We start from the raw sequence: 26612 nt of genomic DNA on the forward strand, positions 1-26612 counted from the left end.
TTCCATTTTAGTCTTTTTGAGGTGTTTATGGCGTTTCTATCTCGTTCGATATTGGCGTTATCCATGGCGCTCTCAAGCACTAGTGTCTTTGCTCAAGCCCAATGCGATGTTGAATTACGTCATGGTTTAATTATTACTGACGATGCAATTCGCATATTAGATAAAGGCCAAACTCGTGTCCAAATTAATAACAATAACCAACTGTTTATTCGCGGTTATTGGGTTGATTTAAGCGATGACGAAAGCAAAGTACTCGAACAGTTTAGTAATGGTATTCGCCACACAGTCCCCGAATTAGTAAACCTTGCTACCGATGGTGTTAACTTAGGTTTAAGCGCTATTGAACACGTAGTTGAAGGTATGTCAGACAAAGAACCTGAAGTACTTAAAACACAATTGCAGTATGTAGAGCGCGCGCTAATGGATAAGTTTAAGCGCGGAGATGACTTCTTTTTTATAGCCCCTCAATCACTTTCGCAAATAGATGATTTTTTTACTAAAGAGATCAGCCAGCAAATTCACTCTGCTGTTCATGGATCGTTAGGTGCTATTTTGGTATCACTTGGAGATGCGTTTAAATCGCGTGAAGGTAATATAGAAGATCGCATTAACGACATGGGGCAACGCATGGATATTATCTCAAGAGAAATTGATAAATCGCTACAAAAAAAGGCACATCAATTAGAGCTTAAGGCTTCTGAGTATTGCGAATGTTTAAATGCACTCGATGTAACCGAATCTCGCTTACAGGCAATAGTACCTGGTATGGCCGATTACGATTTAGTGCAAATAAAGTCTTAGAGTACGTATTCGGTTTTAGAATAAAATAACACCGAGTATAAATATACTCGGTGTTTTGCTTTGTAATTGATTAAAACTAAGCGCTTCTACTTTTTATTCTAAATTGGTGAGCCTGGCGGGATTGGCAGCACTTTAAAGTTGTTTGGCCATTGCCCTTTAATTAAAAACTGATTTACTTGCTCAGCTAAATATTGCTTAAACGCGCTCTCGCCAGTACTTGTATGGCTCAGCATTGAGTTTTGGTTAAAGTCTTCACTCAACTTAACTAAGTAGTAACGTAACTGCGCCTGCACTTCAGGGCTTGCACTATCGCTTGCTACTATATCAGCCATGGCTTTTGCAGTTAAAAATTGCACGCGCTGAGTTATTTTACCTGTCATTGTATTAGGTGATGACGCGTTAAACACTTGGCCATATAGCTCCTCAAGTAACTCATCTAAACTATAAAAGTCATTACTACGTGCTTGTTGCTGCGCTAAGCGATTTAAACGCTGTGCATTTAATAAAAGCGACAAGCTGTGCTGCACTGCAACCTCGGGTAATGCCATTGCATCGAGCGTTAACCCTGTGCGCCCAACTATGCTCTCGCGCGACTTAGACTCGCCATACGCTTTTGGCGGAATTAGCGATAGTACCGATTCAGGAAGTAATAAGTTACTTGGCTTAAGCGTTGCAAAAATAGCGTTTACCGCTTCTTGCTGTGTTTTTTTATTAACGACTTGTGCGCCTTTTACAGGTGAATCACCGCGTGTTTCGTATTCGTAATCAACACCGGCTATAAGCTTAACCGCAGCCTCAACCTGAAAACGGTGAAACAGATAAAGCGGAACTAGTTTTTCCTCTAATTGCGATAATGAATCGCCCGTTTTAATATTATTAATACCAAACTGCGAAAGCGCTTTTTTACGTACGTCGAGTACTCTTAAAAGTTCCTGCGAAGGATTAGTGCCGTTATCCCATAAATGAGCTGTTGGATGCGCGCCACCTTTAGCACGAGCGTCGCTATCTGATATAAACTCAAGGCCTTTGGCTTTATTTTCTTTTAAAATAGCAGCGAGTTCTGCGCTTTCATCTTGGTTAGTAAAATCGCTATAGCCATATTTAATTACCTGGGTATCCCACACGCCCATACCTGTTGCATAGCCGCGCGTTACATCAAGCTTACCTTGTTCATTAAAACTAAGTAGCGGATGTGGGTAATCCATTACAGAAGCTCTATCCCCTACCGATGCAGCAAAGTTATGAGAAATACCTAACGTGTGACCAATTTCATGTGCACTTAATTGACGAATCCGATCAAGCGCCATTGCTTGCAAGTTTTTAGCAACTTCATTGCCTTTTAAATAAGGTGCAGCAAGTGCTTCAGCTATTAAAATATCTTGGCGAACACGCAATGAGCCAAGTGTTACGTGCCCTTTAAGTATTTCACCTGTACGTGGGTCAATTACAGAACTTCCGTACGACCAACCACGCGTCGCACGGTGTACCCATTGAATGACATTGTAACGAATATCCATAGGGTCGGCGCTACTTGGCAGCACTTTTACTATAAATGCATTTTTATATCCTGCAGCAGTAAATGCGTCGTTCCACCATTTTCCACCTTCAAGCAAAGCGCTTTTAACGGGCTCTGGAACGCCAGGATCAAGGTAATAAACAATTGGTTTAACAGGTTCACTAATAGGTAAACTTGAGTCATTTTTAGTTAGACGATGGCGCGGTATATAACGCACATACATAGACTCACCAAGCGGCGCTGCGTAATCTTTATGCTCTATACTCCAAAAACCTGATTGCGGATTAAACTTACGAGGTGTGTAGTTATCATCTGGTAATTGAATAAGTGAATGATGCATATGAACAGTAAGCGCATAAGGGTCGGCACTTACTTGGCGAACAAATTCACCTGGTTTTGTGCCCTTAAATGTAAGTACGGCTTCAAGCTCGGTGTTTTTTACAAATGCTTTTGAGCGATTCATATAAACGGCGCTACGTGATTCATCAAGACTAAAGTTCCCTTGCTTACGTGCAGCAAGCGTGCGACTTACGCCATGTACATCACTTAATAAATAAGGCGTGTAATCAATAAGTGCTGTGGCTTTATCTTCTGCGACCACTTTAAAACCAGCAAGTATACTTGATGCAAACGCTTCTTTAATACTTTGCTGTTCAGCCTTATTGCTTGTGTTGGCACGATAGTAAGTATTTACAGCCCGCAGCATTACTTTGTCGCCAAAACGCTCAAATTGCACAAGGTGCGTGTTACCAAGCTGACCTCTATCGAGGCCTATATCGTTAGAGCCAATACCGTAAGGCAAGCTTTGCTGCAGTAAAAATTGTTGTTCAAACTTATCTACTTTTAAATATACTTTTCCGTTTTGGGTATCGTAAAAAAATGAATAATAGCCCGGAAAATGATTCATTTGCGTAGTAAATTCATCAATTGACTTAATTGCTGCGTGCGCTTGAGTTATGATAGAGCACAGCACAGTAAAGAATATGTAACTTAGTAGTGGTATTTTTTTCATAATCTTATCTTTGTTATTTGTGTTTTAAGTACGATTAGGTGGTCCCATTATAGGGTGCTATTTAAACAATACAGTTATTTAAGACGAATTTCAGCGCTCTAAGCTAATCTCTCTCACATTATGATTGGTTTTAACACATTATCAGGAAAATAAAATGCGTAGACTCCCTCCAGTATTACTTGAAGATGGTTGTTCAAGAGAACTTTTATCATTAATTCGAACAATTTTAGCAGCATGTAAAGAAATTTCGTTTCGCGTTGGTCAAGGCGCGCTTTCTGGCGTATTAGGCTCAACCCTTGATGAAAACATTCAAGGCGAAACTCAAAAAAAGCTCGATGTATTATCTAATCAGCTGTTAAAAGATATTTTACTGGAATCAGGTACGGTTAAAGCAATCGCCTCTGAAGAAGAAGACTACACAGTAGCAGGTAACCCAGACGCTAAATTTATAGTGGCATTTGACCCACTCGATGGCTCGTCAAATACGGATATTAACTCACTTGTGGGTACTATATTTTCTATTATGGAAGCGCCTGAAGGCTCTGACGCTGCTGATCAAAGCATATTTATGCAGCCCGGCCATAAGCAAGTTGCTGCAGGTTACGTACTTTACGGGCCATCAACAATGCTTGCGCTGACTACAGGTAAAGGCACGCGCATGTTTACCCTTGATAAAACACAAGGCAGCTTTTTACTTACACAAGATTTTGCCGAAATCCCTGCTGATACAAACGAATTTGCCATTAATACGTCTAACCAACGCCATTGGCAGCCAGCTATGCAAAACTACATCAATGATTTGCTAGCAGGCGATACAGGCCCGCGCGCTAAAAACTTTAATATGCGCTGGATTGCAGCAATGGTGGGCGATGTGCATCGCGTACTTAGCCGTGGCGGTTTATTTACTTACCCTACCGACACGAAAGATCCTAAAAAGCCAAATAAATTACGCCTACTTTATGAAGCAAACCCAATGGCTATGTTAGTAGAGCAAGCTGGCGGTATCGCATCGACCGGTACTGAGCGTATTATGGATATTCAGCCTGATGCAATCCACCAGCGAGTAGCCGTTATTTTAGGTTCTAAAAACGAAGTAGAAACGTGCTTGGGATATCATAAATAATCGCTTAAAACGATTGTTCTCAATTTAAAAACCGCATTCAATTGAAGTGCGGTTTTTTATAGATGAGGTTTTACACCTCGCTTTTAAACAAATCAAACTTTTACTAAGGCAACTATTTGAGCAAGCTTTTGATGATTAAGCTCTCCCATTTGCTCGCTATTACTGAGCGCATAAATAAAACCTTCGTGCTCAGTACAATCAATATCATCTCGCGATTCAATTACGTTTGCCCAAAGCTCTAAATCATCTAAGTCTATTTCGTTACTTAAACAGCGTTTAAGCACATCAATTAAAACCTCGGTTGAGAGAGTATAATGAGTTTTATTGCTATCAGCAGGGCTTGAAGCGATAACCGATATAGCTTCGTCCCTTTGCTCACCAAATGTAATAAATTCAGCTAATGCTTTTTGTGTATTCATAATATTTGTTATTCTTGGCTCACTGTTACTAAAAAGAATTATAATGACTCAACTTAACTGCACTCAATGCCACAGTACTTTAACGTGTAATGTAGACGATATATCAGCATGTTGGTGCAATGAGCTGCCGGCTATTTTACCGCTTGATATCACAGCAACAAGTTGTTTATGCCGCAAGTGCACGCTTAATAAAATAAATACTTTTTTAGAGGGTGTTTATACACAACCTATTAAAACCCAAATAGACTTTGCAAAGCAATTTAGAGGTAACGACAATTTAATTGAAGGGCTCGACTACACCATGCAAAGTGGTTACATGATATTTAGTAAGTGGTTTTTTTTAAAGCGTGGTTCGTGCTGCAAAAATGGTTGTAAAAACTGCCCTTATGATTTTAAAAAGTAAAAGCTATTTAATACAACTACGAGCAAACATTGGTTTTTACCTTCTCATTTTCTTCTCTTTCACTTCTCCTTGTGAATAATATTTTTAAGTACTGTTATTCACAAGGAGGTTTAGAGGCGCTGCGCTTTTAGAGTAAGTGATTGTATAAAAATAGTATTCAAATACGAGTAGGCACTGGTTTTTACTTTCTCATTTTCTTCTCTTTCACTTCTCCTTGTGAGTAATATTTTTAAGTGCAATTATTCACAAAGAGGTTTAGAGGCGCTGCGCTTTTAGAGTAAGTAATTGTATAAAAATAGTATTCAAATACGAGTAAGCACTGGTTTTTACCTTCTCATTTTCTTCTCTTTCACTTCTCCTTGTGAGTAATATTTTTAAGTACTGTTATTCACAAAGAGGTTTAGAGGCGCTGCGCTTTTAGAGTAAGTAAATTGTATAAAAATAGTATTCAAATGCGAGTAAGCACTGGTTTTTACCTTCTCATTTTCTTCTCTTTCACTTCTCCATGTGAGTAATATTTTTAAGTACTGTTATTCACAAAGAGATTTAGAGGCGCTGCGCTTTTAGAGTAAGTGATTGTATAAAAATAGTATTCAAATACGAGTAGGCATTGGTTTTTACCTTCTCATTTTCTTCTCTTTCACTTCTCCTTGTGAGTAATATTTTTAAATGCAATTATTCACAAAGAGGTTTAGAGACGCTGCGTTTTTAGAGTAAGTGATTGTATAAAAATAGTATTCAACTACGAGCAAACATTGGTTTTTACCTTCTCATTTTCTTCTCTTTCACTTCTCCTTGTGAGCAATATTTTTAAATGCTGTTATTCACAAAGAGGTTTAGAGGCGCTGCGTTTTTAACGTGAGCAAGCTTTACATATCCAACACATCTATTTTTCTCCCGTGGCGATGGGTAATGAATCACTTGCACCCCACTCACTCCACGAGCCATCATAAACGCTTAAATTACTGTAACCACATTCGGTAGCAAATAACGCTAAAACACACGCTGTAATACCTGAGCCACAGCTAAACTGTAACTGCTGCACATCATCAACCACGTCAATAAATATTGCTTTAATTTCGGCAAGTGGTTTGGCTTCACCTTTATTAAGTAAATCCATAAAAGGCAACGAGCGACTATTTGGGATATGCCCGCTACGCATGCCTTTTCGGGGTTCACTTTCTTCGCCTGTAAAACGCTTATAAGCACGTGCATCTAGCAATACAGTGCTGGGCTCATCAATTGCGTCAACCACTTGTTGGCTATTGATAAAATACTCAGAATTATAGCTTGCCGTAAAATCACCTTTACCTAACGATTTGCTATAACCTTGCTGTGTGGCGTAACCACTCTCTAACCACTTTTTAAGGCCACCACTGAGTACTTTTACGTTGTGATGCCCCATAGCTTTAAACATCCACCACGCCCTTGCTGCGCTAAATAAACCGCCATCTTCGTATACAACTATAAATGAATCGTTATTTACTCCTGCATTTTGCATCACGTGGGTAAACTGCTGCTCGCTGCATACCGTACTTGGTAAGGGGTTAGATCTATCGGCCAACTCGTTTTTTATATCAAAACGTTTAGCGTTGGGCAGCATTGCTTGCGGCGAATAAGTACCCAAAACACCTGGGCGCAGCATACCTGCATCAAATATCACTAATGCAGGATTATTAAGTTGCTCGTGTAATTGCTGACAGCTAATTAGGTTTTTCACTACGATTCCTTATCACCATGATACTTAGCAAACTCGTCATTACCCGTAAAACGCGCTTCAATCGCTTTAATGTGTTTATCTTCAGTGTGTTTCCAAACGCCAGGAATACAATATACATGTTCAATAAAGCTAAAAAACTTATCCTTTAATAATGTATTTGGTTGCCAGCCCTGCATTACTTCGTTCAGATTTTCTGCTAGCTGCTCTGCAGTGCTTGCATGCTTTACCAAACCCTCAATGTTGTAACAGGCTTGTCCAAGAGTTAAAACTCGTTTATTGAGCAGCAATGCTTCTAAGCCGACCGTTGAATTAATCGTTAATACGGCTTCAGCGCACTTAATCAAATCACTTGTTTGATTTCCATTAGCAAAAATTGCAATCGGATCTTTTTCATAAAGATGAGCGTAATGTTTATGCCACGACGGATGCTCTTTAAAAACCACTTTTAAACTTGGATCGTTTAAGCTTTTGACCGCTTTAATCACCTCGTCGTAAAACATGTCCATAGAGTTTATCCACGGAGAAAAGCTAGCTAATTGAGTATCGTGAGGTACTTGAAAAGGCGCAAATATATAGCGTTCTGGCACATCGGCGCATTCAAATTCACAGCGCTTTTTATGATCAGCTCTTGGAATTAAATCCGGCGCACAAAAGTTTAGCTTATTTTGTGGGTCAAAATTTAGGTAAAAAGAAGGGTCACGGCTTAACGACGCATTATAGTTAATACCATTAGGGTCTAAACTGCTTGTACCGGGTAGTAAACCATTTTCATAATAAAACTGCTTAACACCTAATGCTTTTGCAGCCATAGCAACGGTTGTATTTGGAAGTTTATTGCCGTTCCAAATGACAATGCATTCAGGATTAGTTTCGGTTAATAAGGCTAAATACTTAGCGTATCGTAATCGTTCAAATAAAACTAAACCAGCACTATAAACCGCAGTAATGATAGAATTATTCCAAGTTGTATTACGTGCTCTTTTACGTTTTAGTTGAGAGTTGACTACACCAGTAAAATTAACTTGGAACGCATCTTTTAAATATTTCACAGCAGAAAGCTTAGGCGCTCCCATGATGTGTAATTGGCAATTCATCGACAATTTTTTGATTATTTTTTTATAGTATTTTGCGTGTACATTTTTGCGAGAGATAAATAGATAAGCCATACAAGCTATATTTGCCAATTGTTGTTTTTATGAAATAATTCTATGTGGACAATGCAATCAAAGCAAGGTTCCCTTTACTTAATAATTACTTTGAAAGCTTTATAGTTACATTTTTATAATTTCATCACGAAGTGGCGCCATTCTAGAAAGAATATCGTTTTGTAAGCTATGGCTAACATCTTGCTCATTCATTGCATTTATAAGCAAATCAACAACATGATTAAAATCTTTCTCTGTAATATGCATACCAGTATGAATTGCCACCATAGAGTCACCATCGTATGTACACGGGCCCTCTACTAACATGCACATATGATTAATAAATCCTTGGCGGAAATGCGCTATATTACTGTGTTCAAAGTAATGAATTATCTGCTCGTCATTGCCTATTTGATAGATAAAGCTATCAACAATTCTGCCTATCCCAGCTTTACCATCCAGCTTTTGATAAAGTGAGAGCTTAGTAGAATTTGCACACCCACTAAGCAACCCTAAACACATCAAAAAAATACCAACGCTTTTCATTACCAATACCCTGTTACCGATAAATACCAACCTGTTTGATCGTCAGCCCCTGCAATGCTTCCTAAATCAAGGTAAGCCGCTGTCACACTCACATGCTTGTTAGGCATCCACGCTACAAATAAGTCTTTCCAATCTTGTTCGCCTAAGTTTAAGTTATTTGATTTTTGACGATACTCAACACCTACGGCTATTGCGCGACTAAAAAATAGTGCTGTGCTGCCTTCAAATAATACTTTTCCGCTAGTATTTTCTCCACCGTAACCAAGTAGACCGAGTTGATTAGCTTCACTGTATCGTGTAGTTACGTTCCAAAACCAGTTATAGCCAGCAATAGCCCCTAAATGTAATTTACTAGCAGCGAGGTAGTAGTCAGTGCCGCTGGTATCTTCTGCACCTACAAGTGTTGCTATACTGCCATCATCTAGTGATTTATGCTGAATCCCTAAGCTAAGCTGTGGCCAATCACTGTAAACAATATCGCCGTACAAACGTATTTTAGCACCTGTAATTGATTGCTCTATTTCAGCATCAAGTGCTGGTACATCAAAGCGCTGTTGGGCATAACTAAGCTCAACACGATTAAATAAATTAAGTTGTGCACCACATACGTCAAGTGTGTAGTCGGTTACATCTGCGCGACTACAAAAGCCATTTACCGAAAATTCATCATCACTTGCGTACCCAGCAAGTTGTGCCCACGGTACAATCCCCCCGCCGCCACTGCCTTCAATTTGAGAAACTCCCGGCGTAGCTAGCAGTTTTCCATTGCTTGCAATGCTCGGCACACTAACTATTAAAAACAAACTTGCTAATAAGTATTTAATTTTTTGCATAGTATTCCTCCAGCCATTCTTCTAATAGTTCTGCTTTTAAAGGCCGACTTAAGTAATAGCCTTGTGCATGGTCGCACTGCATGCCTCTAAGTAAATTTAATGAGCCAAGCGTTTCAACCCCTTCAGCTACAACCGAGAAACCTAGCTGATGTCCCAACGTAATTGATGATTGCACTATAAATTGATCTTTTTGCGATTCATCAAGTTTTAGGATAAAGCACTTATCTAGCTTAAGCTCATCAATAGGCAGCATTTTTAATCTACCAAGTGATGTTTGCCCTACACCATAATCATCTAATGATATTTTAACGCCAATTGCCTTTAGGTTTTCGAGCGCTTTAATACCTTTTTCTTCGTTTTCGATCATATCGCGCTCAGTAAGCTCAATAGTGATCAGCTTAGAATCTACTTTGTACTTTTTAAGCGTACGAACTAATGCTGCATGAAAGCCCTGAAATGCTATGTCTTGCGCAGATACATTTATTGCAGCCTGTAAGTTTATATTTTTAGACTGCCAATCAGCTACTTGTGCTACAACCGTATTAACAACCCACCCAGTAAGTTCAACAATAAGACCCGACTGCTCAGCTAAGTCAATAAACAGTTCAGGATTGACCCAGCTACCATCTTTTCGCTGCCAGCGAATAAGCGACTCAACTTTATCTATTTTTTGCGATTTCAAATGTAATTTTGGCTGATAAGTCATAAACAATTGACCATCGTCATCACTAATAGCCTGCTTTAATTCATCAAGCATTATTAAGCGATCTAAGTGCGCTTCGTCTTCGCCATTTTGATAGTAATGTATGCTCTCTTGTGTGTTTGCAGCACTTTCAACTGCAATTAGCACACGGCGCATTAAGTCATCACTTGCAATACCTTGGGTAGGATACTGCACAATGCCTGCACTAAAGTGTAAATTAATTTTTAGTTTTTGAATGGTGTAGCACGCTTGTAATTGTGCCATTAAGCCAACAATACCGCTTTTGTGTTCACGTGCTGCCGCAGTCGGAAACACAGTTAAAAACTCATCGCCGCCAATACGGGCATGAAAGCCCCCTAACTCATCCGAAAACTCACTTATTCTGCAAGCAACTGCCTTTAGGCAGTCATCACCAATACGCGGACCGAGCTTATCGTTTATATGGCGAAGTCCTTTTATATCTATTGCAACGAGCGTGTACTCGGCTGATGAATCTAACTCATCATCAAGCACCTCAAGCATGGCTGAGCGGTTATAAAAGCCTGTTAGGGAGTCGTGTCTGGCTTGAAAGCTAATTTGTTGCTCGCGCTGATTAATATCATTACCCATGCTATCAAACGCTGCGACTAGCGTGTCTATTTCGGTACTTTGCCTTCGCCCTTTGAATTCAAATGCATAATTACCTTGTGCAAATTGCCTTGCTATTACAGCTAGTTGAGTAAGTGGCGTAGTTAAATTATTTGCAAATATGCTGCTTGTAATAACACCCACGAACATAGTTAAAATAGCTAAAATAATAAGTGTAAAAAGAAGTTTTTCGAAGTCACTATAACTTTGTGTTAAATCGGCACTCAGTAAAATAATTATGGGATGGGTCAACAACGATGGTAAATCTATATCTCGGTTACGATACACTAAATACTCACCAAAAAACCGCGATGTGGTTACGGTACTAAAATAGCTAACAGGTTCAAATTGCTCAGGGCGGTTAGCTAATGAGCTAATAACAATATCGTCAGCGCTGCCTATAAAGCTTACATCCATGCCTGTTAAGCTTTTTAGTTCATGGGCTACATTGTCATCAATTTTAAAGCCCACCAAGCTATAGGCTACTGTACGTGGCGCTTTTACAGGTAATAAAATAATTTGATACAGTTCGTTATTAAGCACCACAAAGCTAGACTCTTCTGGCGCACTTAAAAGCTCTTCCATCAAGGGCTTTAAGTTGTGTGCAAAAACGTCTTCGTCAGTATTGGCGGAAATTAGCTTACCCGATAAATCAAGTAACAACATTAATTCGGCATCAATACGCTGACTGTGATTAAACAACACGCTGCTGATTGTACCTGCATCTCGCGTTGCTACAGCTTGCTTAAAACCAAAATCGGAGGTGAGTACTTTTGCAGCGGTTAACAGTAGGCTTTCTTTTGACTTTAAATATTGCTTATAAACATTTTGCGCTACGGTAATATCTTGATTTACTTTTTCTTCTTGAAATTTACTCGTAGACCACCAAAAACTAAACAAGCTGACCATAGTGGTTAATAACACTAAGCCAACACATAAAATGGTTATGCGATTTCGTAAACTATTAGTCATTACCAGCCTTAAACTTACTACCAAAGGTATTTCTAGGTGCTGGAGTTGATGTGTTTACTGTTATCTGTAACTGTTTTTGAGAATTAATTGTTATCATTTTTTTATTCTCCAATGGTGCTGTTTGTAATGGATGCCACACACTCACTTGTGCAGGCAGTGTATTAATAGGCAAATTTACATAGCCTTTTTTATCTGTTTTATATACGAATTCGTTGTTAGCTACATAAATATAGCCAACCATAGAGTCATGTATATTACACCCCAAAACAACAACTCCTTGTTGCTCAAACGTAATGGGCTCTTTTGGTTGGCCTGAATATAATCTTAGTTGAAAAGGCTTAGCTTGTGAAAAAGAATAAACATGATGGCGAATATTATCGCTGTTAGGAAAGTTAACTTTTTGACCCTGTTGTACAACTAATAATACGGGTAAAAACTGCTTATGGACTTGATCCATTATAGCAATGGGCAAATTTGATGGTGTGGCTTGTTTACCAGCAATATTAAGCTCAACCACTGCACCTGATAACTTTTGGCCGTGTTGATCTTCTATTACTAATTCAATATTTGCACTTAAAGCAAACTGACTAAAAAACAAACCTATAGCTAAAAAGTAATGACTTTTAGCAAACTTTTGCAATGCCCGTTCAAACATAACAATACCTAAACATTAATGTTAGGTTAAGTTAATTAGAGACGAGCACTAATTGCAAGAATTATAGCCCAGTAACTAAAAATAAAGATTTAGTTACTGGCTTTATTAGCACTTAAGTGCTGTTATTTAACAATTAATCCGTAATCGTTATCTAAAATAGTAATAACTTCTTGGCGAGGATCTTCAGGGATCACTATATCTCTGCCAACAATTTTACTCGCTATGCCAACATAGGTATTTGACACTTCAAGCATTACTGATTCTGGTAAAATATAATCTTTAGCTAACTGCTCACGCTCACTCATGCGATCTTTATTTAATAATACGTCGCTCTCTGGCACGTTATTAATCAGTAATTGACGAAAGCCTTCTTTAGAATTTTCAACAACTTTACCGCCTTTGTAAGCTGCTTCATCCCAAATACGTGACGAATCAGGCGTGCCTACTTCATCAATATATATAAGCTGTTGCGCGCCATTTAAATCCTCTACATAACCAAACTCAAATTTAGTATCTACAAAAATTTGCTCAAGCTTAGCTAGTTCATCACTAATTAATTTAAAACCTTCAACTAACAGTTTTTCGTATTTAGTTACATCATCTGCCGATTTAAAGTTAAATACATCTAAGTTATTAGTAATGTTAGCGCGAGTAATATTTACATCATCAACTGGCGGAATATCAGCAACGCCTTCAATAATACCTTTTGTTGACGGCGTAATTAAAACGTCATCAAGCTTTTGGTTCGCTTTTAAACCCTCTGGTAATTCAATACCACAAAAGTTACGTATGCCTTTAGCGTAATCGCGCCACATGCTACCCGTAATATATTGGCGAGCAATTGCCTCTACCTTTACTGTACTGGCTTTACGTACAATCCACACATACGGATGCGGAATATCTACAATATGATTGCCCGCAAGACCCGCTTTATCAAATAACTTAAACCAATGGGCTGCCACTGAGTTTAGCGCTATACCTTTACCTGGTACGCCATTTAAACCGTTTTCGCCTTGCCAAATGCAATCAAATGCAGAAATTCGGTCTGAAATAACCATAATAGCAAGCTCAGTACCAGTCGGTACTTGATAGCCTTTATCTTTAATTAATCGATCGCTGTCTTCATCAGTCAACCAATAAACTGAACGAACTTTACCGCTGTGTACTTCACCTTTGGTACGAATGGGTAAATCATCGTTTACGTCTAAAACTTTATAGCTAGTCATGCTATCTCCGAGGTTAGGGATGCTCTTTGAGCAAAGTATGGTATGGGGTTATATGGGCTGTATAATAATCTAGCCAACCTCAAAGCTCAATCGGATGCTTAAAACAAATAAAGGCATATATTTATAAGCGAGTCGCAATGGGGTAAACTTAATGTGCTAACCAGCCTGAGGAGATAGCTTGAACTACTTAACTGCCACTAAAAATAAAAAATACTTAATGTATATTTCTCAGAATTATTCATACGCTATCTTGAGACCTTTGCAGGCGCAAATATTGGCACATGGCGGTGAAGTACGCTGGTTTTTAGCGGGTAGCGAAGTAAACCCTGATTTTTTAACCACAGACGAGCCACGTTTACATACCATAAAAGATGTAAAAAGCTGGGCTCCAAACATTACATTTATACCGGGTAATATAGTACCTAGCTTTATTCCAGGTAAAAAAGTAGCTGTATTTCATGGTTTTAATTCTGAAAAGCGCAGCTCTGAAGGTAATCGTGGTCATTTTACTATTCGTGGTTGTTACGATTTATATTGTACGCAAGGCCCAAATACAACAACCCGATTTAAAGAGCTAGCTAAGCAGCATGGTTTCTTTAAAGTAACTGAAACTGGCTGGCCAACACTCGATCCACTTTTTAGTAATACTTCAAATAATCCTTATGTAAGCGACGACCCTCGCCCTACTTTACTTATATGCTCTACTTTCTCACGAAAGCTATCACTTGCTCCTAAATTATATGAGCAAATAAAACATTTTAGTGAACAAGGTAAGTGGCGTATTTTGATGCAGTTTCATCCTAAAATGCCTGCCGAATGGGTTAATAAATATAAAGCGCTGAGTAACGAAAATCTAACATTTATTGAAACCGATAACGTTTTGCCGTTACTGAAAGCTGCTGATGTTATGCTGTGCGATACATCGTCAGTTCTTTTAATGTTTTTACTACTACGTAAACCGGTAGTCACGTTTTGTAATCAAAAACCACTTCCTCATTTACTTGATATTACCGACGCAGATGAAGTAGAAGCAGCTATTGAACACGCGCTTACTAAACCTAGTGATTTAATGCAAAATATTGAAAGCTATTGCCAGGAACTTCATCCGTATACTGATGGCCAATCTAGCCAACGCGTATTAAATGCAGCTAATGAATTTTTACAAAGTAACGAAAAACTAAAACCCAAGCCATTAAATATAATAAGACAGCTAAAAATGCGTAAAGATCTAAACTACTGGGGTTGGTAATCGGATAATGATAAACCTGAAAAACGTAACTTTTAAGTGGCATAAAAGCGATAGCTCACCCGCGCTCAACATAAAAGAGTTAGTTATAGAAAAAGGTGAGCATATTTTTTTACACGGTCCTAGTGGCTCAGGTAAATCGACCTTATTAGCGATTCTTGCTGGCATTAATACAGCCACCAGCGGTGAGGTATCAATTTTAAACCAAAACCTAACTAAATTAAGCAATACCACCCGTGATGTTTTTAGAGCGGATCACATTGGTTACATTTTTCAAAACTTTAACCTGCTTCCTTATTTAACTCCTATTGAAAATATAACGCTTGGGTGTGAGTTTTCAAAAAACCGAAAACAAAAAATATTAAAGCAATCATCAAATAAAAACTCTGCCTTACAAAAAGAAGCGATACGGTTATTAAATGCTTTAGGCCTTACTGCCCAGTATCACCATAAAGATGTAGCGACACTGAGTATTGGACAGCAACAGCGCGTTGCTGCCGCTCGCGCATTTATAGGCAGCCCTGAACTAATAATTGCCGATGAGCCCACATCAGCACTCGATACAAATAACCGTGAAAGCTTTATAAACCTACTGTTTGAACAAGCAAAGTTATCTAATAGTACGCTGGTATTTGTGAGCCACGATGAAACACTAAAGCCTTTATTTAACCGCTCCATTGATCTTATAAATTTGCAGGAGCAGGTATGATTCTCGCTAAACTTGCTTACAAAAGCTTATTAAATCGCCGCGCAAGTGTACTGCTTACATTATTTACTATCGCAATTAGTGTAATGCTACTTTTGAGTATTGAACGCGTACGAATTGATGCTAAAAGTAGTTTTAGTAATACTATTTCGGGCACTGATTTAATTGTTGGTGCGCGTACCGGCGATATACAGTTGCTGCTTTCGTCAGTATTTAGAATTGGCCATACTAATAACGGCGTAAGTTGGAAAAGTTATCAATACATAACAAGTCAGCGAGGCGTAAAATGGAGCATACCTATAAGCCTAGGCGACAGCCATAAAGGCCAAGCGGTACTAGGCACAACACTTGATTACTTTAGCCATTATCGCTTTGCAAAAAAACAAAATTTAACCTTTAACAAAGGCCACCCTTTTGCCGCAATTAACGAAGTGGTGCTAGGTAGTGAAGTCGCTAATAAGTTAGGCTACAAACTTAACGACTCTATTGTTATATCGCACGGCATGGGGAACACGAGTTTTCATCATCATGACGATAATCCATTTAAAATCGTCGGCATTTTAAACCCTACAGGCACGCCAGTTGATAAAACGCTGCATATTCCTTTGGCTGCAATCGATTTAATTCACGGCGGTAAAGCGAGCCTTGAGCATGAGCATGAGCATGAGCATGAGCATGAGCATGAGCATGAGCATGAGCATGAGCATGACGAACATAACAACCTAGTTGGTCATCCAAAGCAAATTACAGCATTTTTAATGGGATTTAATTCGCCTTTGTACACATTACAAATTAGGCGAAATATAAATCAATATAAGCAAGAAGCCTTACTTGGCATTATGCCAACCGTAACACTTAAAGAGTTATGGGAAGTGCTCGCCATAGTAGAAAAAATACTATTGCTATTCTCAGCTGTTGTCGTGTTAGTAAGCTTACTTGGCATGTTAACAACATTGCTTGCAAACTTGAGCCAGCGACGTCGCGAACTTGCTATATTGCGCTCAGTAGGCGCTCGCCCTTGGCATTTATTTACACTTATAAGTATTGAGTCATTACTGACAACTTTACTTGGTTGCCTAGTAGGTAGTGCGCTTTATTACTTAGTTATTTTTTCAGCTGGCGGTTACTTACAAAGCCATGCTGGTATAAGCGTAAATATCACAATGCTCTCTTACTATGAACTGGGCTTAATCGGGGTTATTATGGCCGCAGGTTTTATTATTGGCTTAATACCCGCTACTCGCGCTTATTTTTATTCACTCAGCGATGGCATGAGTATAAAAGCATAATTTTTAGGTATTTTATGACATTTTTTAAGACAGCTTTTCAATACATTGCTGCTATTAGCTTATTATTTATAAGCGTAGCGAGCCATGCCAATCCACCAAAAGAAATTTTTTGGGAAGACTTAATTCCCAAAGGTCATATGCAAATAGACACTCAAGCACAAGCTAATCACGAAGGCAGCGATCAAAACTGGGTGCAACCCGATTTAGATGCTCCAGTGGTAAAAGCGCTTGATGGTCAATCGGTAAGTTTGCCAGGTTTTGTTGTGCCACTTGAGGGCGATAGCGAAGTCATTACTGAGTTTTTACTCGTGCCTTATTTTGGCGCCTGTATACACGTACCACCACCACCGCCAAATCAAATAGTCCATGTAACAATTAAAGGTGGTGTGCCTATAGATAGTCTGTACGACGCAATCGTTGTAACCGGAATAATAAGCACAGAAACATGGTCGGGCGAAATCGCGCAGGTAGGATATAAAATGAAGGCAGTCGGTGTAGCACCGTTCGAGCTTTAAAATAAAGGGCCCGCTTTTAAAGCTGGCCCTTAAATATCATTAAATTTAGAGTCGGTAAAATTAAAATAACTACTTTTGGCAATTTGAGCAAAAAATAGTACTGCGCTGCCCCAATCTAATCTCTTCTAATTTGTTTTCGCACGTCATACATGGCTTGCCTTTGCGCCCATATACTAATAACTCTTGAGCAAAATACCCAGGCTTACCATCACTTTGTGCAAAGTCTTTAAGCGTTGTACCACCTTGTGTAATAGCCGCTGCAAGTGTGTCTTTTATAATAGGGATAAGTGCTTGATAGCGTTTGAGCGATACTTTTCCGGCTTCTCGCTTTGGATGTATACCCGCTTTAAATAATGATTCATTCGCGTAAATATTACCAACACCAACAACCACTGCGTTATCCATAATAAACTGCTTTACCGGTACTTTTTTATTGCGCGATTGTTCGTACACGCGTTTAGCAAAAAAATCATCGGTAAGCGGCTCAGGACCAAGCTTAGAGAGTAGCTTATGCACTTCACCGGGCTCTTGCCATAAGCAACAACCAAAACGACGAGGATCGTTTAAGCGCAGTGCTTTACCATTGCCAAAAATAAACTCTACATGGTCATGCTTTTTTAAAGGCTCACTTTTATCTACAACCCGCAAATTGCCCGACATACCCAAATGTAAAATAGTGCTCCCAAGCTCACAATGTAAAAGTAAATATTTAGCTCGTCGTTCAATACTTGTAACAATTAGCCCTTCAAGTTGATACACATCATCGGGCACAGGCCAGCGCATACTGGCATTGTAAATATTTACCTTTGTAACAACTTGGTTTTGTACGTGGGGAGTGATGCCCATTCGGCTCACTTCTACCTCTGGTAATTCAGGCATTAATTAGACTCACTTTGTGGAAAATCAAAACTAGGGAATAACTGCTGAGCAGTTTTTAAATCGAGTGCGAGTATTCGCTGGCTTCTCTTTTCGAGTAAATAATATTGTCCATCGCCTTTGTAGAGCAAATAAACCCACGGCATACTTTCGCCAGCTAACTCAAATGTAGCAACGTATAAAGGTGCATTTGGATTAAAAACAACAGACTCATTAACCCCCATTAGCGCCGCGCTTTGCCATTGGTTAACTAAATCACTAAGCTGCTGCTCAGACGCTTTCCACACGAGCGGTATATCTTTTTGTAGTGGTGTTGTACGCCAACTTGTTCCTATTCGCTCAATTTTTTGATCAACAAATTGCAGTGTCAGTACAAAACTTTGCTGGGGGAGTACAGCTTGTAACGCTGGTTTATCCTCCCCTCCTAAAAATTGCTTATGCCAGCCATTTAAAAAGAAGATCATAATCAACATCGAAAATATTATAACGTTGTTCCAACCTTTACGGCCCAGTCGCATATAAATACACCTAGTAAATTCAAGATTTTAAAGTGTAACTAAAACTTAATTGCGCTGTCTATATGTTAAAGGCCGCAGACTTTGTTAGAATATCGACAAATTTAAAGGAGTTCCGTCAATGTCTATGTATGTAGTGGGCCATAAAATCCCAGATTCAGATTCTATTTGTGGTGCAATTGCACTGGCTTATTTAAAAAACCAAATTGATGAGCCAGCAATTCCAACTCGTCTTGGTGAAGTTTCACCTGAAACTCAATTTATTCTTGATAGATTTGGTTTTGAAGCACCAGAGCTTAAGTTAAGCTACGCTGGTGAAGATGTGTATATTGTAGATCACACAGAAAAAACACAAGCGCCTGATGATATCGACCAAGCTCGCGTTGTTGGTGTGGTAGATCACCATAAACTAGGTGACTTAACATCATCGACTCCGCTTGAATGTTGGATTCGTCCTGTTGGTTGTTCAAACACCATTATTAAAATGATGTATGACTTCTACAACGTAGAAATCCCTAAAGACATCGCTGGTATCATGATGTGTGCAATTTTAAGCGACACAGTTATATTTAAATCGCCAACATGTACCACAGCCGATATTAAATGCGTTGAAGCGCTAGCTGAAATTGCAGGCATCGAAGACTTTAAAGAGCTTGGTATGGATATGTTCCGCGTTAAATCTGCGGTAGAAGACACACCAGCACGTGATTTAGTAATGCGTGACTTTAAAGATTTCAACATGAACGGTAACCTAGTAGGCATTGGCCAGCTAGAAGTAATCGACCTTGCTGTTTTTGACGATATTAAAGCAGACCTTGCAGCCGATATTGCTAAGCTAAAAGTTGAGGGCAACCGCCACTCTGTATTTTTACTGCTTACCGATATAATGAAAGAAGGCTCAGAAATGCTAATTGTATCTGACGATGCAAACTTAGTTGAGCAGGCTTACGGTGTAAAACCAGAGAATGATAAAGTATGGTTAGATGGTGTACTGAGCCGTAAAAAGCAAGTAGTACCACCACTACAAGATGCATTCACAAAAATCTAATGACACCAATTTTATTAAAAACATGATTATTTTATCGCATTAAATAAATCACTAATTTAATGCTATTGGTATAACGTTTTTTGATTTAAAAGCCTTGTTGGTTATGCCAACGAGGTTTTTTTATGTCAATTCGCTAATCATAGTTTAAAAACAAAAAACCCAGCCTAAGCTGGGTTTTTAAATTCTAAAAGAAGAACTAAAATTACTTAATTTTAGCTTCTTTAAAAAGAACATGTTTACGAATCTTTGGATCAAACTTTTTGATTTCCATCTTCTCAGGCATGTTACGTTTGTTTTTGTCAGTAGTGTAGAAAAAACCAGTACCGGCAGTTGAAACTAAACGGATTTTATCGCGCATGATTCAGATCCTTAAACTTTAACGCCGCGAGCACGGATTTCTGTAAGAACCGTGTCGATGCCTTTTTTATCGATAATACGCATACCTTTAGTAGTAGTGCGTAATGTTACAAAACGTTTTTCACTTTCAACCCAAAAACGGTGTGTTTGTAGGTTAGGTAGGAAACGACGTCTAGTCGCGTTTCTCGCGTGTGAACGGTGATTACCAACCGCTGGACGCTTACCTGTAACTTGACATACTTTAGACATGTCTATATATCTCCAATAACTTCGCTCGAGCTTAATTTAATCTAAGGCCGTGTATTTCCGCCCTAGAGATAAATCGAAGGGCGCTCTTTATACAGCTTTTACAGGCAAAGATCAAACACTGATCTATCCAATCAGCTCATATATGTAAATTTGATAGCGGCTAATTATAAAGATCGAATGCCCTTAGGGAAAGTAAAAACTGCATTTAAATTAAACTAATTTGCCAAAACACGTTAAACAGCTCATTTTTAACACACTTATGTGTCTAACAAAGCTAAATCAGGCCTCGCTCGGCAAACGAAACACAGGTTTCTCCACCAACAATGATGTGATCGAGCACACTTATGTCGACCAATTGCAGTGCTTGCTGCAATTTATTCGTAATAAGTTTGTCTGCTTGGCTCGGTTCTGCAATACCACTTGGGTGATTATGCGCAAAAATAACAGCGGCTGCATTATTTTTAAGGGCAGCCTTTACCACTTCACGCGGATAAACACTGGCAGAATTAATTGTGCCATAAAAAAGTATTTCGTCTTTTACTAATCTATTTTGGCTATCTAGGTATAACACCATAAATACTTCTTGTTGCAAGCCTCGCATTTGAATTGTTAGATAGTCATAAACTGAGTTTGGCGAATTAAACACTGCATCTCGTTGGCAACGCTCCTGCATATAACGTTGGCTTAGCTCTAATACAGCTTGTAGCTGCACATACTTAGCGGTCCCTAACCCCTTTTGAGAGCAAAACTCCTCAATACTGGCATTAAACAAATTATGTAGGGTTTTATTTTCATTTAATAGATGCTGAGCCAACTCAATTACATTCATTCCTGGTAACCCTGTTCGTAAAAATATGGCAAGGAGCTCAGCATCAGTAAGCGCTTTAGCTCCTTTGGAGATGAGTTTTTCACGAGGTCGAAGTGAGTTTGGAAGTGAAGTAAGTTGCATTGTTCATCCTTGAGAGGCGAAAGTGTCTTATAAATGTAATGCAAATTTAAAATTTAGCCTGTTATTTCGAATTAAAAAACTTCGCTGTACGGGTAAAGATTTGTTATTTTAAGCCCAATATTTAATAAAAACTGATGAACATTCATGACTAACTTAACAAACAAAAAAATTGTACTAGGTATTACCGGCGGTATTGCAGCTTATAAATGCGCAGAACTCGTTAGGCGATTAAAAGACGCTGGTTGTGAAGTAAAAGTAGTTATGACTGAATCAGCTAAACACTTTATTACACCACTGACCATGCAAGCCGTTAGTGGGGAAACAGTCTCTGACTCATTACTAGACCCTTCTGCTGAAGCTTCAATGGGGCATATTGAATTTGCAAAATGGGCTGACTTAATTTTAGTTGCCCCAGCTACCTGTAATATTATTGCAAAAATGGCAGCCGGCATTGCTGACGACCTACTAACGACGTTACTGCTAGCAACGCCTGCAAAAGTAGCTGTAGCACCAGCCATGAACCAGCAAATGTATGCACACGCAGCTACACAAGCAAATTTAGCCACATTAAAAGCACGTAACGTACTTCTTTGGGGCCCAGGTAAAGGTGAGCAAGCCTGTGGCGATATCGGCGCTGGGCGAATGTTAGAGCCACATGAGCTAGTTGCACTATGTACAGCAAAAGAGCAACCGCAATTACTTGCAGGAAAAACAATTACAATAACGGCAGGCCCAACGCGAGAGCCTCTCGATCCGGTACGTTTTATATCAAATCACAGCTCTGGAAAAATGGGTTATGCACTGGCAGAAGCCGCTTTGCAATTCGGTGCTAAGGTTAATTTAATTTCGGGCCCTGTCACTATAAAAGCCCCTACTGGCGTAAACCTTATCAATATAGAAAGCGCTGAGGAGCTATTAACTGAGTCACTTACCTATGCACCACAATCTGATGCTTTTATAGGTTGCGCTGCTGTTGCGGATTATCGAGCTGCAAACATTGCGACTCAAAAAATGAAAAAGCAAGGCGACGAACTCACCCTTACTTTAACTAAAAACCCTGACGTAATTGCAGCTATTGCAAACCTTACACAAAACCGCCCTTATACGGTTGGATTTGCCGCCGAAACTCAAAATGTAGAAAGCTATGCTAAAGGTAAACTACAAAATAAAAATCTAGATATGATTTGCGCTAATGACGTATCAAAAAGTGGCTTAGGGTTTAATTCCGATCATAATGCTTTAACACTGTACTGGCACAATGAACAACTAGAATTACCAACAACAAGTAAAATAGAAATAGCTCGCAAGGTGATCGAACAGCTGGCTAAACATCTATAAAAAGGCTGGAAACAAACTGAATAAAACATTAACATACGCCAATCATTTGAACAAAAAATGACTAGGGTTCTTAACTGCGCCACTAAGAATAACTAATAAAAAGGAATGTTCATGCCTGCGACAAAAAGAACTAATCGCAAAGAGCAAATACTGCAAGCACTCGCACAAATGTTAGAAACTAATTTAGGGCAACGCATCACTACAGCAAAACTAGCTGCTGAGGTGGGTGTGTCTGAAGCCGCGCTATACCGTCATTTTCCGAGCAAGGCGCGTATGTTTGAGGGCTTAATTGAGTTTATTGAAGATACCCTTTTATCTCGTATAAATATTATTATTGAAAACGAAAAAGAAAGCCAAACGCGCATTTATAACATTCTATTATTACTTTTAACCTTTGCTGAAAAAAACCCAGGTATTACTCGTATTTTAACGGGCGATGCTCTGCAAGGTGAGCAGGAACGTTTACGCGAACGTGTACAAACCTTGTTTGAAAAACTAGAAACTCAGTTTAAACAAGTGCTTCGTGAGCGCAAATTACGTGAAGGTAAAAACTTTCAAAGTGATGAGCTTACACTTGCAAACTTTTTACTTGCCTACGTTGAAGGCAAAATGAATCAGTTTGTACGTAGCGACTTTAAAGCAAAACCAAGTGTTCAATTTGAAAAACAATGGCTTGAGCTACAAAAAATTTGGCTGTAATGTTTGCTAAATTAATAAATTAAATACTAAAAAACGACCTGCGGGTCGTTTTGTCGTATGTAGCTGCCATTTATCTGATCCGCTCGAATTATGAACCAAACTCGTTACAATGAAACAATGTCATAATACGAGAATCAATAATGAAAACAAAACTCACCTTATTAAGCACGGCACTCTTTGCCAGCTTAACTAGCACCGGCATACACGCCAAAGAATCGCTACAATTTAAAGACGTATTTAGTTTTAAATCAGCTAAAAGCACACAACTATCTGACAATGGTCAAGTACTCACTTTTAGTGCAACGCCGTATCGTGGAAATGCAACTGGTCAAGTTTACTCACTACAAAGCAATACACTCATCGCAGAAGTAGAACGCGGCACTAAGCCTCATATTAATAAAGCCGCTAACTGGGTCGCTTTTACACAAGTACCTACCTTACTTGAAAAAGAAACAACCAAAGAAAAAGACACACTTAAAAACAATCTGGTACTCGTAAACACACAATCAGGTGCCCAACAAAGCTTTGCTGATGTAAAAGATTACACGTTATCTGATGACGGTATGTGGCTTGCTTATCGTTTAAATAAAAAAGACGATGACGCAAAAGTAGAAGATAAAACCGATAGCACTAAAAACGAAGAAGATAACGCTATCACGCCCGATAAAAAAGATAAGAGCTACGCGCTTGTTATCGTAAATTTATCTGATAAACGCACCCATACAATAGAAAACGTATTTAGCTACGCTATTAACTCAGCTAACAGCCAGCTATTAGTGAGTCAAAGTTACAGCGATGGTAATAACAACCAAATAGCGTTAATTGAGCTCAGTGACTTTAATAGCAGCGTATTAATTGATGAACCGGGCGTAATGGCAAATAAAATAGCGTGGCACCCCACTGACAATATTGCAGCGTTTACATTGGGTAACTATGTAAATGATGACACCCGCCGTCGAAGCTACACTTTACAGCTATATAAAAACGAGAAGCTCTCAACTATAGATTCACCTAATAAAGCATGGACGTTAGGGAAAACAGCCACCCTTGAATGGTCAGAAAATGGCGAGCGCTTATATTTTGAAAACCACCCTAAATTGACAGCCAAAGTAAAAACTAAAGAATATACCGACGAAGCCTCACTATACGACTTTGATACCATACGTGAACACAAAGGTCTTAATGTATGGCACAACAACGATGCGCAAATAAAACCACGTGAAGAGCAGCAATGGAACGAAGTTAATAAAAATCGCCATTACAGTGCGGTGTATCACGTTAACTCGCAAAAAGTTGCGCAACTTAGTACACCAAACATGCCCGAGGTTGCACTAAACCCTCAGCGAGATGTGTCTTTACTTGGCTCATCTAACATCCCCTACCTAGAAAAAATAATGTACGGCGGTTTTTTTGCTGATTACTTTGCAGTAAATATAAATACCGGTAAACAAACTCCAATTATAAGTAACTACCCGTTTAGACCGAGCCTTGCCCCTAATGGTGAGTTTGCTGCTTATTTTAGCGATAGCCAAATACAGTTAAAAGATTTAAAAAATAATAAAGTAACACCGCTTACAAAAGCGATTCAGGCAACCTTTGCTGATGATAAACACGACTACCCATCTACTCAACCTGGTTATGGTTTTGCAGGTTGGATGACCGATAGCAGCCAAGTGCTTGCTTATAGTAAATACGATATTTGGGCGTTTGATGTAAAAACTAAGCAAGCTAAACGCCTAACTAATGGTAAGCAAAGCAATACGCAGTACCGTGTTATTAAGCTAGATAAAACCAGAGTGGGCTTTAAAAAAGGCGATACATTACTTGTCTCTGCTATTAACTTACAAACTAAACAAAGCGAAGTTGCAAAGCTCGACTTAACCACTAACACACTAACTAAGGTGCTTAGCGGTGATAAACGCTTTGATATGGTTAAAAAAGCCAAAAAGGCTGACAAGTACTTATTTACCTCGCAAACTTATAGCCAATTTCCTGATTACTACCAAACAGATTTTAGCTTTAGTTCACCAAAACAAGTGACCACGCTAAACCCACAAATTAGTAATTTTGCCTGGGGCGAAAAGCCAGAGCTGATAAGCTATAAAGGTTTTGATGGCGAAGACTTACAAGGCGTACTAATAAAACCTGCGGGATATAAAAAAGGCGATAAAGTGCCTGTGGTTGTGTATTTTTACCGTTACATGAGCCAGCGTATGTTTGATTTTCCAAAAATGGAATTAAACCATCGCCCTAATTTCCCTATGTTTACCTCAAACGGTTATGCGGTATTTTTACCTGATATTCGTTTTGAAATAGGTCACCCGGGTAAATCGTCAACGCAAACCATGATAAACGCCACCCAAAAATTAATAGATTTAGGCATAGCCGACCCTGATAAAATAGGTTTACAAGGTCACTCTTGGGCGGGCTATCAAAGTGCGTTTATGATAACCCAAACAGATATGTTTAAAGCGGTTGTATCTGGCGCGCCAGTATCAAACATGACCAGTGCTTATAGTGGCATACGTTTAAAATCAGGTCTTGCTCGTCAGTTTCAATACGAAACAGGGCAAAGCCGTATAGGTAAAAACTTATTTGAAGCACCAGAACTGTACATAGAAAACTCACCGGTGTTTTTTGCAGATAAAGTAAATACCCCTATTTTAATTATGTTTGGCGATAAAGACGATGCAGTGCCTTGGCACGAAGGCGTGCAGTACTACTTAGCACTTCGCCGCGCTGGTAAAGATGCAACCTTTTTACAATACGAAGGTGAACCACACCACTTGAAAAAGTTTCCTAATCAGGTCGATTTTTCAGTACGTATGATGCAGTACTTTGATCATTACTTAAAAGGCAAACCAGCTGCAAAGTGGATGACACAAGGCGAAGCATTTATAGAGGAGTAGATATAGCATTTATTCAGAGCTCTACGTAAGCGATAACGGCGAGCTCTGCGTCAATTAAATCAAGGCGAGGCATATTACATTTAAGTAATCAGTCACTACCTAGTCCTTCATACCTTTGAAAAATGCTGTAATGATCTTTAAACTTTTATAAACACCACCGTATATAAGCGTTTTAATCAAAGTAAAAAACTATAATAAAAGCCTAATATAAGTAA

General features: G+C 39.0%; 25 protein-coding genes. 11 read left to right on the forward strand and 14 right to left on the reverse strand.

The genetic code is table 11. The features are described 5' to 3' along the window. Positions 1-27: 27 nt before the first annotated feature. Entirely contained in the window at positions 28-801 is a 774-nt protein-coding gene (locus tag AC5NT5_RS14675) for a YggN family protein (protein ID WP_024595182.1), read from the forward strand. A 98-nt stretch (positions 802-899) separates the two neighbouring features. On the opposite strand, the gene AC5NT5_RS14680 is transcribed toward AC5NT5_RS14675, so the two are convergent. Beyond that, positions 900-3329, reverse strand: coding sequence for a zinc-dependent metalloprotease (locus AC5NT5_RS14680; RefSeq protein ID WP_494513891.1), 2430 nt, complete (start codon positions 3327-3329; stop codon positions 900-902). 154 nt (positions 3330-3483) lie between these two features. Here AC5NT5_RS14680 and AC5NT5_RS14685 point away from each other — a divergent pair, with 154 nt between their 5' ends. Further along, a complete protein-coding gene (locus AC5NT5_RS14685; protein WP_033038639.1) occupies positions 3484-4452 on the forward strand; it encodes a class 1 fructose-bisphosphatase in 969 nt (322 codons plus the stop codon). A gap of 92 nt (positions 4453-4544) precedes the next feature. Here AC5NT5_RS14685 and AC5NT5_RS14690 read toward each other — a convergent pair whose 3' ends face one another. Next, on the reverse strand, positions 4545-4871 hold the full coding sequence (locus AC5NT5_RS14690) for a hypothetical protein (RefSeq protein WP_290193228.1): 327 nt from the start codon (positions 4869-4871) through the stop codon (positions 4545-4547). A 43-nt stretch (positions 4872-4914) separates the two neighbouring features. On the opposite strand from AC5NT5_RS14690, the gene AC5NT5_RS14695 reads away from it, so the two are divergent. Further along, entirely contained in the window at positions 4915-5274 is a 360-nt protein-coding gene (locus AC5NT5_RS14695; protein ID WP_182695550.1) for a DUF5522 domain-containing protein, read from the forward strand. Between the two features lie 886 nt (positions 5275-6160). On the opposite strand, the gene AC5NT5_RS14700 is transcribed toward AC5NT5_RS14695, so the two are convergent. The 7 genes from AC5NT5_RS14700 to AC5NT5_RS14730 all read right to left on the reverse strand — a co-directional run bounded on the left by AC5NT5_RS14700 (position 6161) and on the right by AC5NT5_RS14730 (position 13701). After that, positions 6161-6994 (reverse strand): sulfurtransferase, encoded by an 834-nt coding sequence (locus AC5NT5_RS14700; protein WP_494513890.1) that lies wholly within the window; start codon positions 6992-6994, stop codon positions 6161-6163. After that, complete coding sequence (locus AC5NT5_RS14705; protein WP_494513889.1) at positions 6994-8043, reverse strand: capsular polysaccharide export protein, LipB/KpsS family; 1050 nt, start codon at positions 8041-8043, stop codon at positions 6994-6996. Before AC5NT5_RS14705 ends, AC5NT5_RS14700 begins: the two co-directional genes overlap by 1 nt. A gap of 222 nt (positions 8044-8265) precedes the next feature. Next, entirely contained in the window at positions 8266-8685 is a 420-nt protein-coding gene (locus tag AC5NT5_RS14710) for a group I truncated hemoglobin (RefSeq protein WP_004335507.1), read from the reverse strand. Continuing rightward, positions 8685-9518: a DUF3034 family protein gene (locus AC5NT5_RS14715; protein WP_494513888.1), complete on the reverse strand. Its 834-nt coding sequence runs from the start codon at positions 9516-9518 to the stop codon at positions 8685-8687. Before AC5NT5_RS14715 ends, AC5NT5_RS14710 begins: the two co-directional genes overlap by 1 nt. Beyond that, positions 9505-11820 (reverse strand): bifunctional diguanylate cyclase/phosphodiesterase, encoded by a 2316-nt coding sequence (locus AC5NT5_RS14720; protein ID WP_154903583.1) that lies wholly within the window; start codon positions 11818-11820, stop codon positions 9505-9507. Before AC5NT5_RS14720 ends, AC5NT5_RS14715 begins: the two co-directional genes overlap by 14 nt. After that, positions 11813-12475: a methylamine utilization protein gene (locus AC5NT5_RS14725; protein ID WP_494513887.1), complete on the reverse strand. Its 663-nt coding sequence runs from the start codon at positions 12473-12475 to the stop codon at positions 11813-11815. The genes AC5NT5_RS14720 and AC5NT5_RS14725 overlap by 8 nt, the downstream gene beginning before the upstream one ends. A gap of 122 nt (positions 12476-12597) precedes the next feature. Then, a complete protein-coding gene (locus AC5NT5_RS14730) occupies positions 12598-13701 on the reverse strand; it encodes a phosphoribosylaminoimidazolesuccinocarboxamide synthase (protein ID WP_154903585.1) in 1104 nt (367 codons plus the stop codon). Positions 13702-13879: 178 nt separating this feature from the next. On the opposite strand from AC5NT5_RS14730, the gene AC5NT5_RS14735 reads away from it, so the two are divergent. Genes AC5NT5_RS14735 through AC5NT5_RS14750 form a run of 4 tightly spaced genes read left to right on the forward strand, consistent with a single transcriptional unit; the run spans position 13880 to position 17457 of the window. After that, positions 13880-14950 (forward strand): CDP-glycerol glycerophosphotransferase family protein, encoded by a 1071-nt coding sequence (locus AC5NT5_RS14735; RefSeq protein ID WP_154903586.1) that lies wholly within the window; start codon positions 13880-13882, stop codon positions 14948-14950. Between the two features lie 7 nt (positions 14951-14957). Further along, a complete protein-coding gene (locus tag AC5NT5_RS14740; RefSeq protein WP_188161446.1) occupies positions 14958-15656 on the forward strand; it encodes an ABC transporter ATP-binding protein in 699 nt (232 codons plus the stop codon). Further along, complete coding sequence (locus AC5NT5_RS14745; protein WP_494513886.1) at positions 15653-16942, forward strand: ABC transporter permease; 1290 nt, start codon at positions 15653-15655, stop codon at positions 16940-16942. Before AC5NT5_RS14740 ends, AC5NT5_RS14745 begins: the two co-directional genes overlap by 4 nt. Positions 16943-16956: 14 nt before the next feature. Further along, on the forward strand, positions 16957-17457 hold the full coding sequence (locus AC5NT5_RS14750) for a DUF3299 domain-containing protein (RefSeq protein ID WP_494513885.1): 501 nt from the start codon (positions 16957-16959) through the stop codon (positions 17455-17457). A 69-nt stretch (positions 17458-17526) separates the two neighbouring features. Here AC5NT5_RS14750 and mutM read toward each other — a convergent pair whose 3' ends face one another. Further along, positions 17527-18336 (reverse strand): bifunctional DNA-formamidopyrimidine glycosylase/DNA-(apurinic or apyrimidinic site) lyase, encoded by an 810-nt coding sequence (mutM, locus tag AC5NT5_RS14755; RefSeq protein WP_182671411.1) that lies wholly within the window; start codon positions 18334-18336, stop codon positions 17527-17529. Beyond that, positions 18336-18851, reverse strand: coding sequence for a hypothetical protein (locus AC5NT5_RS14760; RefSeq protein ID WP_494513884.1), 516 nt, complete (start codon positions 18849-18851; stop codon positions 18336-18338). The genes mutM and AC5NT5_RS14760 overlap by 1 nt, the downstream gene beginning before the upstream one ends. Positions 18852-18969: 118 nt before the next feature. Between AC5NT5_RS14760 and AC5NT5_RS14765 the strand changes: the two genes are divergently transcribed. Further along, on the forward strand, positions 18970-19896 hold the full coding sequence (locus tag AC5NT5_RS14765; RefSeq protein ID WP_004335532.1) for a manganese-dependent inorganic pyrophosphatase: 927 nt from the start codon (positions 18970-18972) through the stop codon (positions 19894-19896). 202 nt (positions 19897-20098) lie between these two features. Here the strand turns inward: AC5NT5_RS14765 and rpmG are convergent, their stop codons facing one another. From rpmG to radC, 3 genes are all read right to left on the reverse strand, one after another. Further along, on the reverse strand, positions 20099-20254 hold the full coding sequence (gene rpmG / locus AC5NT5_RS14770; protein WP_004335545.1) for a 50S ribosomal protein L33: 156 nt from the start codon (positions 20252-20254) through the stop codon (positions 20099-20101). Between the two features lie 11 nt (positions 20255-20265). Next, the gene (gene rpmB / locus AC5NT5_RS14775; RefSeq protein ID WP_004335549.1) at positions 20266-20502 is read right to left on the reverse strand and encodes a 50S ribosomal protein L28; all 237 of its coding nucleotides are present in this window, start codon (positions 20500-20502) and stop codon (positions 20266-20268) included. 274 nt (positions 20503-20776) lie between these two features. Continuing rightward, complete coding sequence (radC, locus tag AC5NT5_RS14780; RefSeq protein ID WP_024590645.1) at positions 20777-21451, reverse strand: RadC family protein; 675 nt, start codon at positions 21449-21451, stop codon at positions 20777-20779. Positions 21452-21595: 144 nt separating this feature from the next. On the opposite strand from radC, the gene coaBC reads away from it, so the two are divergent. The 3 genes from coaBC (at position 21596) to AC5NT5_RS14795 (ending at position 26397) form a co-directional block, all read left to right on the forward strand. Next, a complete protein-coding gene (coaBC, locus tag AC5NT5_RS14785; RefSeq protein WP_182682539.1) occupies positions 21596-22789 on the forward strand; it encodes a bifunctional phosphopantothenoylcysteine decarboxylase/phosphopantothenate--cysteine ligase CoaBC in 1194 nt (397 codons plus the stop codon). Positions 22790-22900: 111 nt separating this feature from the next. Next, the gene (gene slmA, locus AC5NT5_RS14790; protein ID WP_494513883.1) at positions 22901-23488 is read left to right on the forward strand and encodes a nucleoid occlusion factor SlmA; all 588 of its coding nucleotides are present in this window, start codon (positions 22901-22903) and stop codon (positions 23486-23488) included. 140 nt (positions 23489-23628) lie between these two features. Beyond that, complete coding sequence (locus tag AC5NT5_RS14795) at positions 23629-26397, forward strand: S9 family peptidase (protein WP_494513882.1); 2769 nt, start codon at positions 23629-23631, stop codon at positions 26395-26397. The last annotated feature ends 215 nt before the right edge of the window (positions 26398-26612 follow it).

The organism is Pseudoalteromonas sp. J2K-J599, from assembly GCF_059295115.2.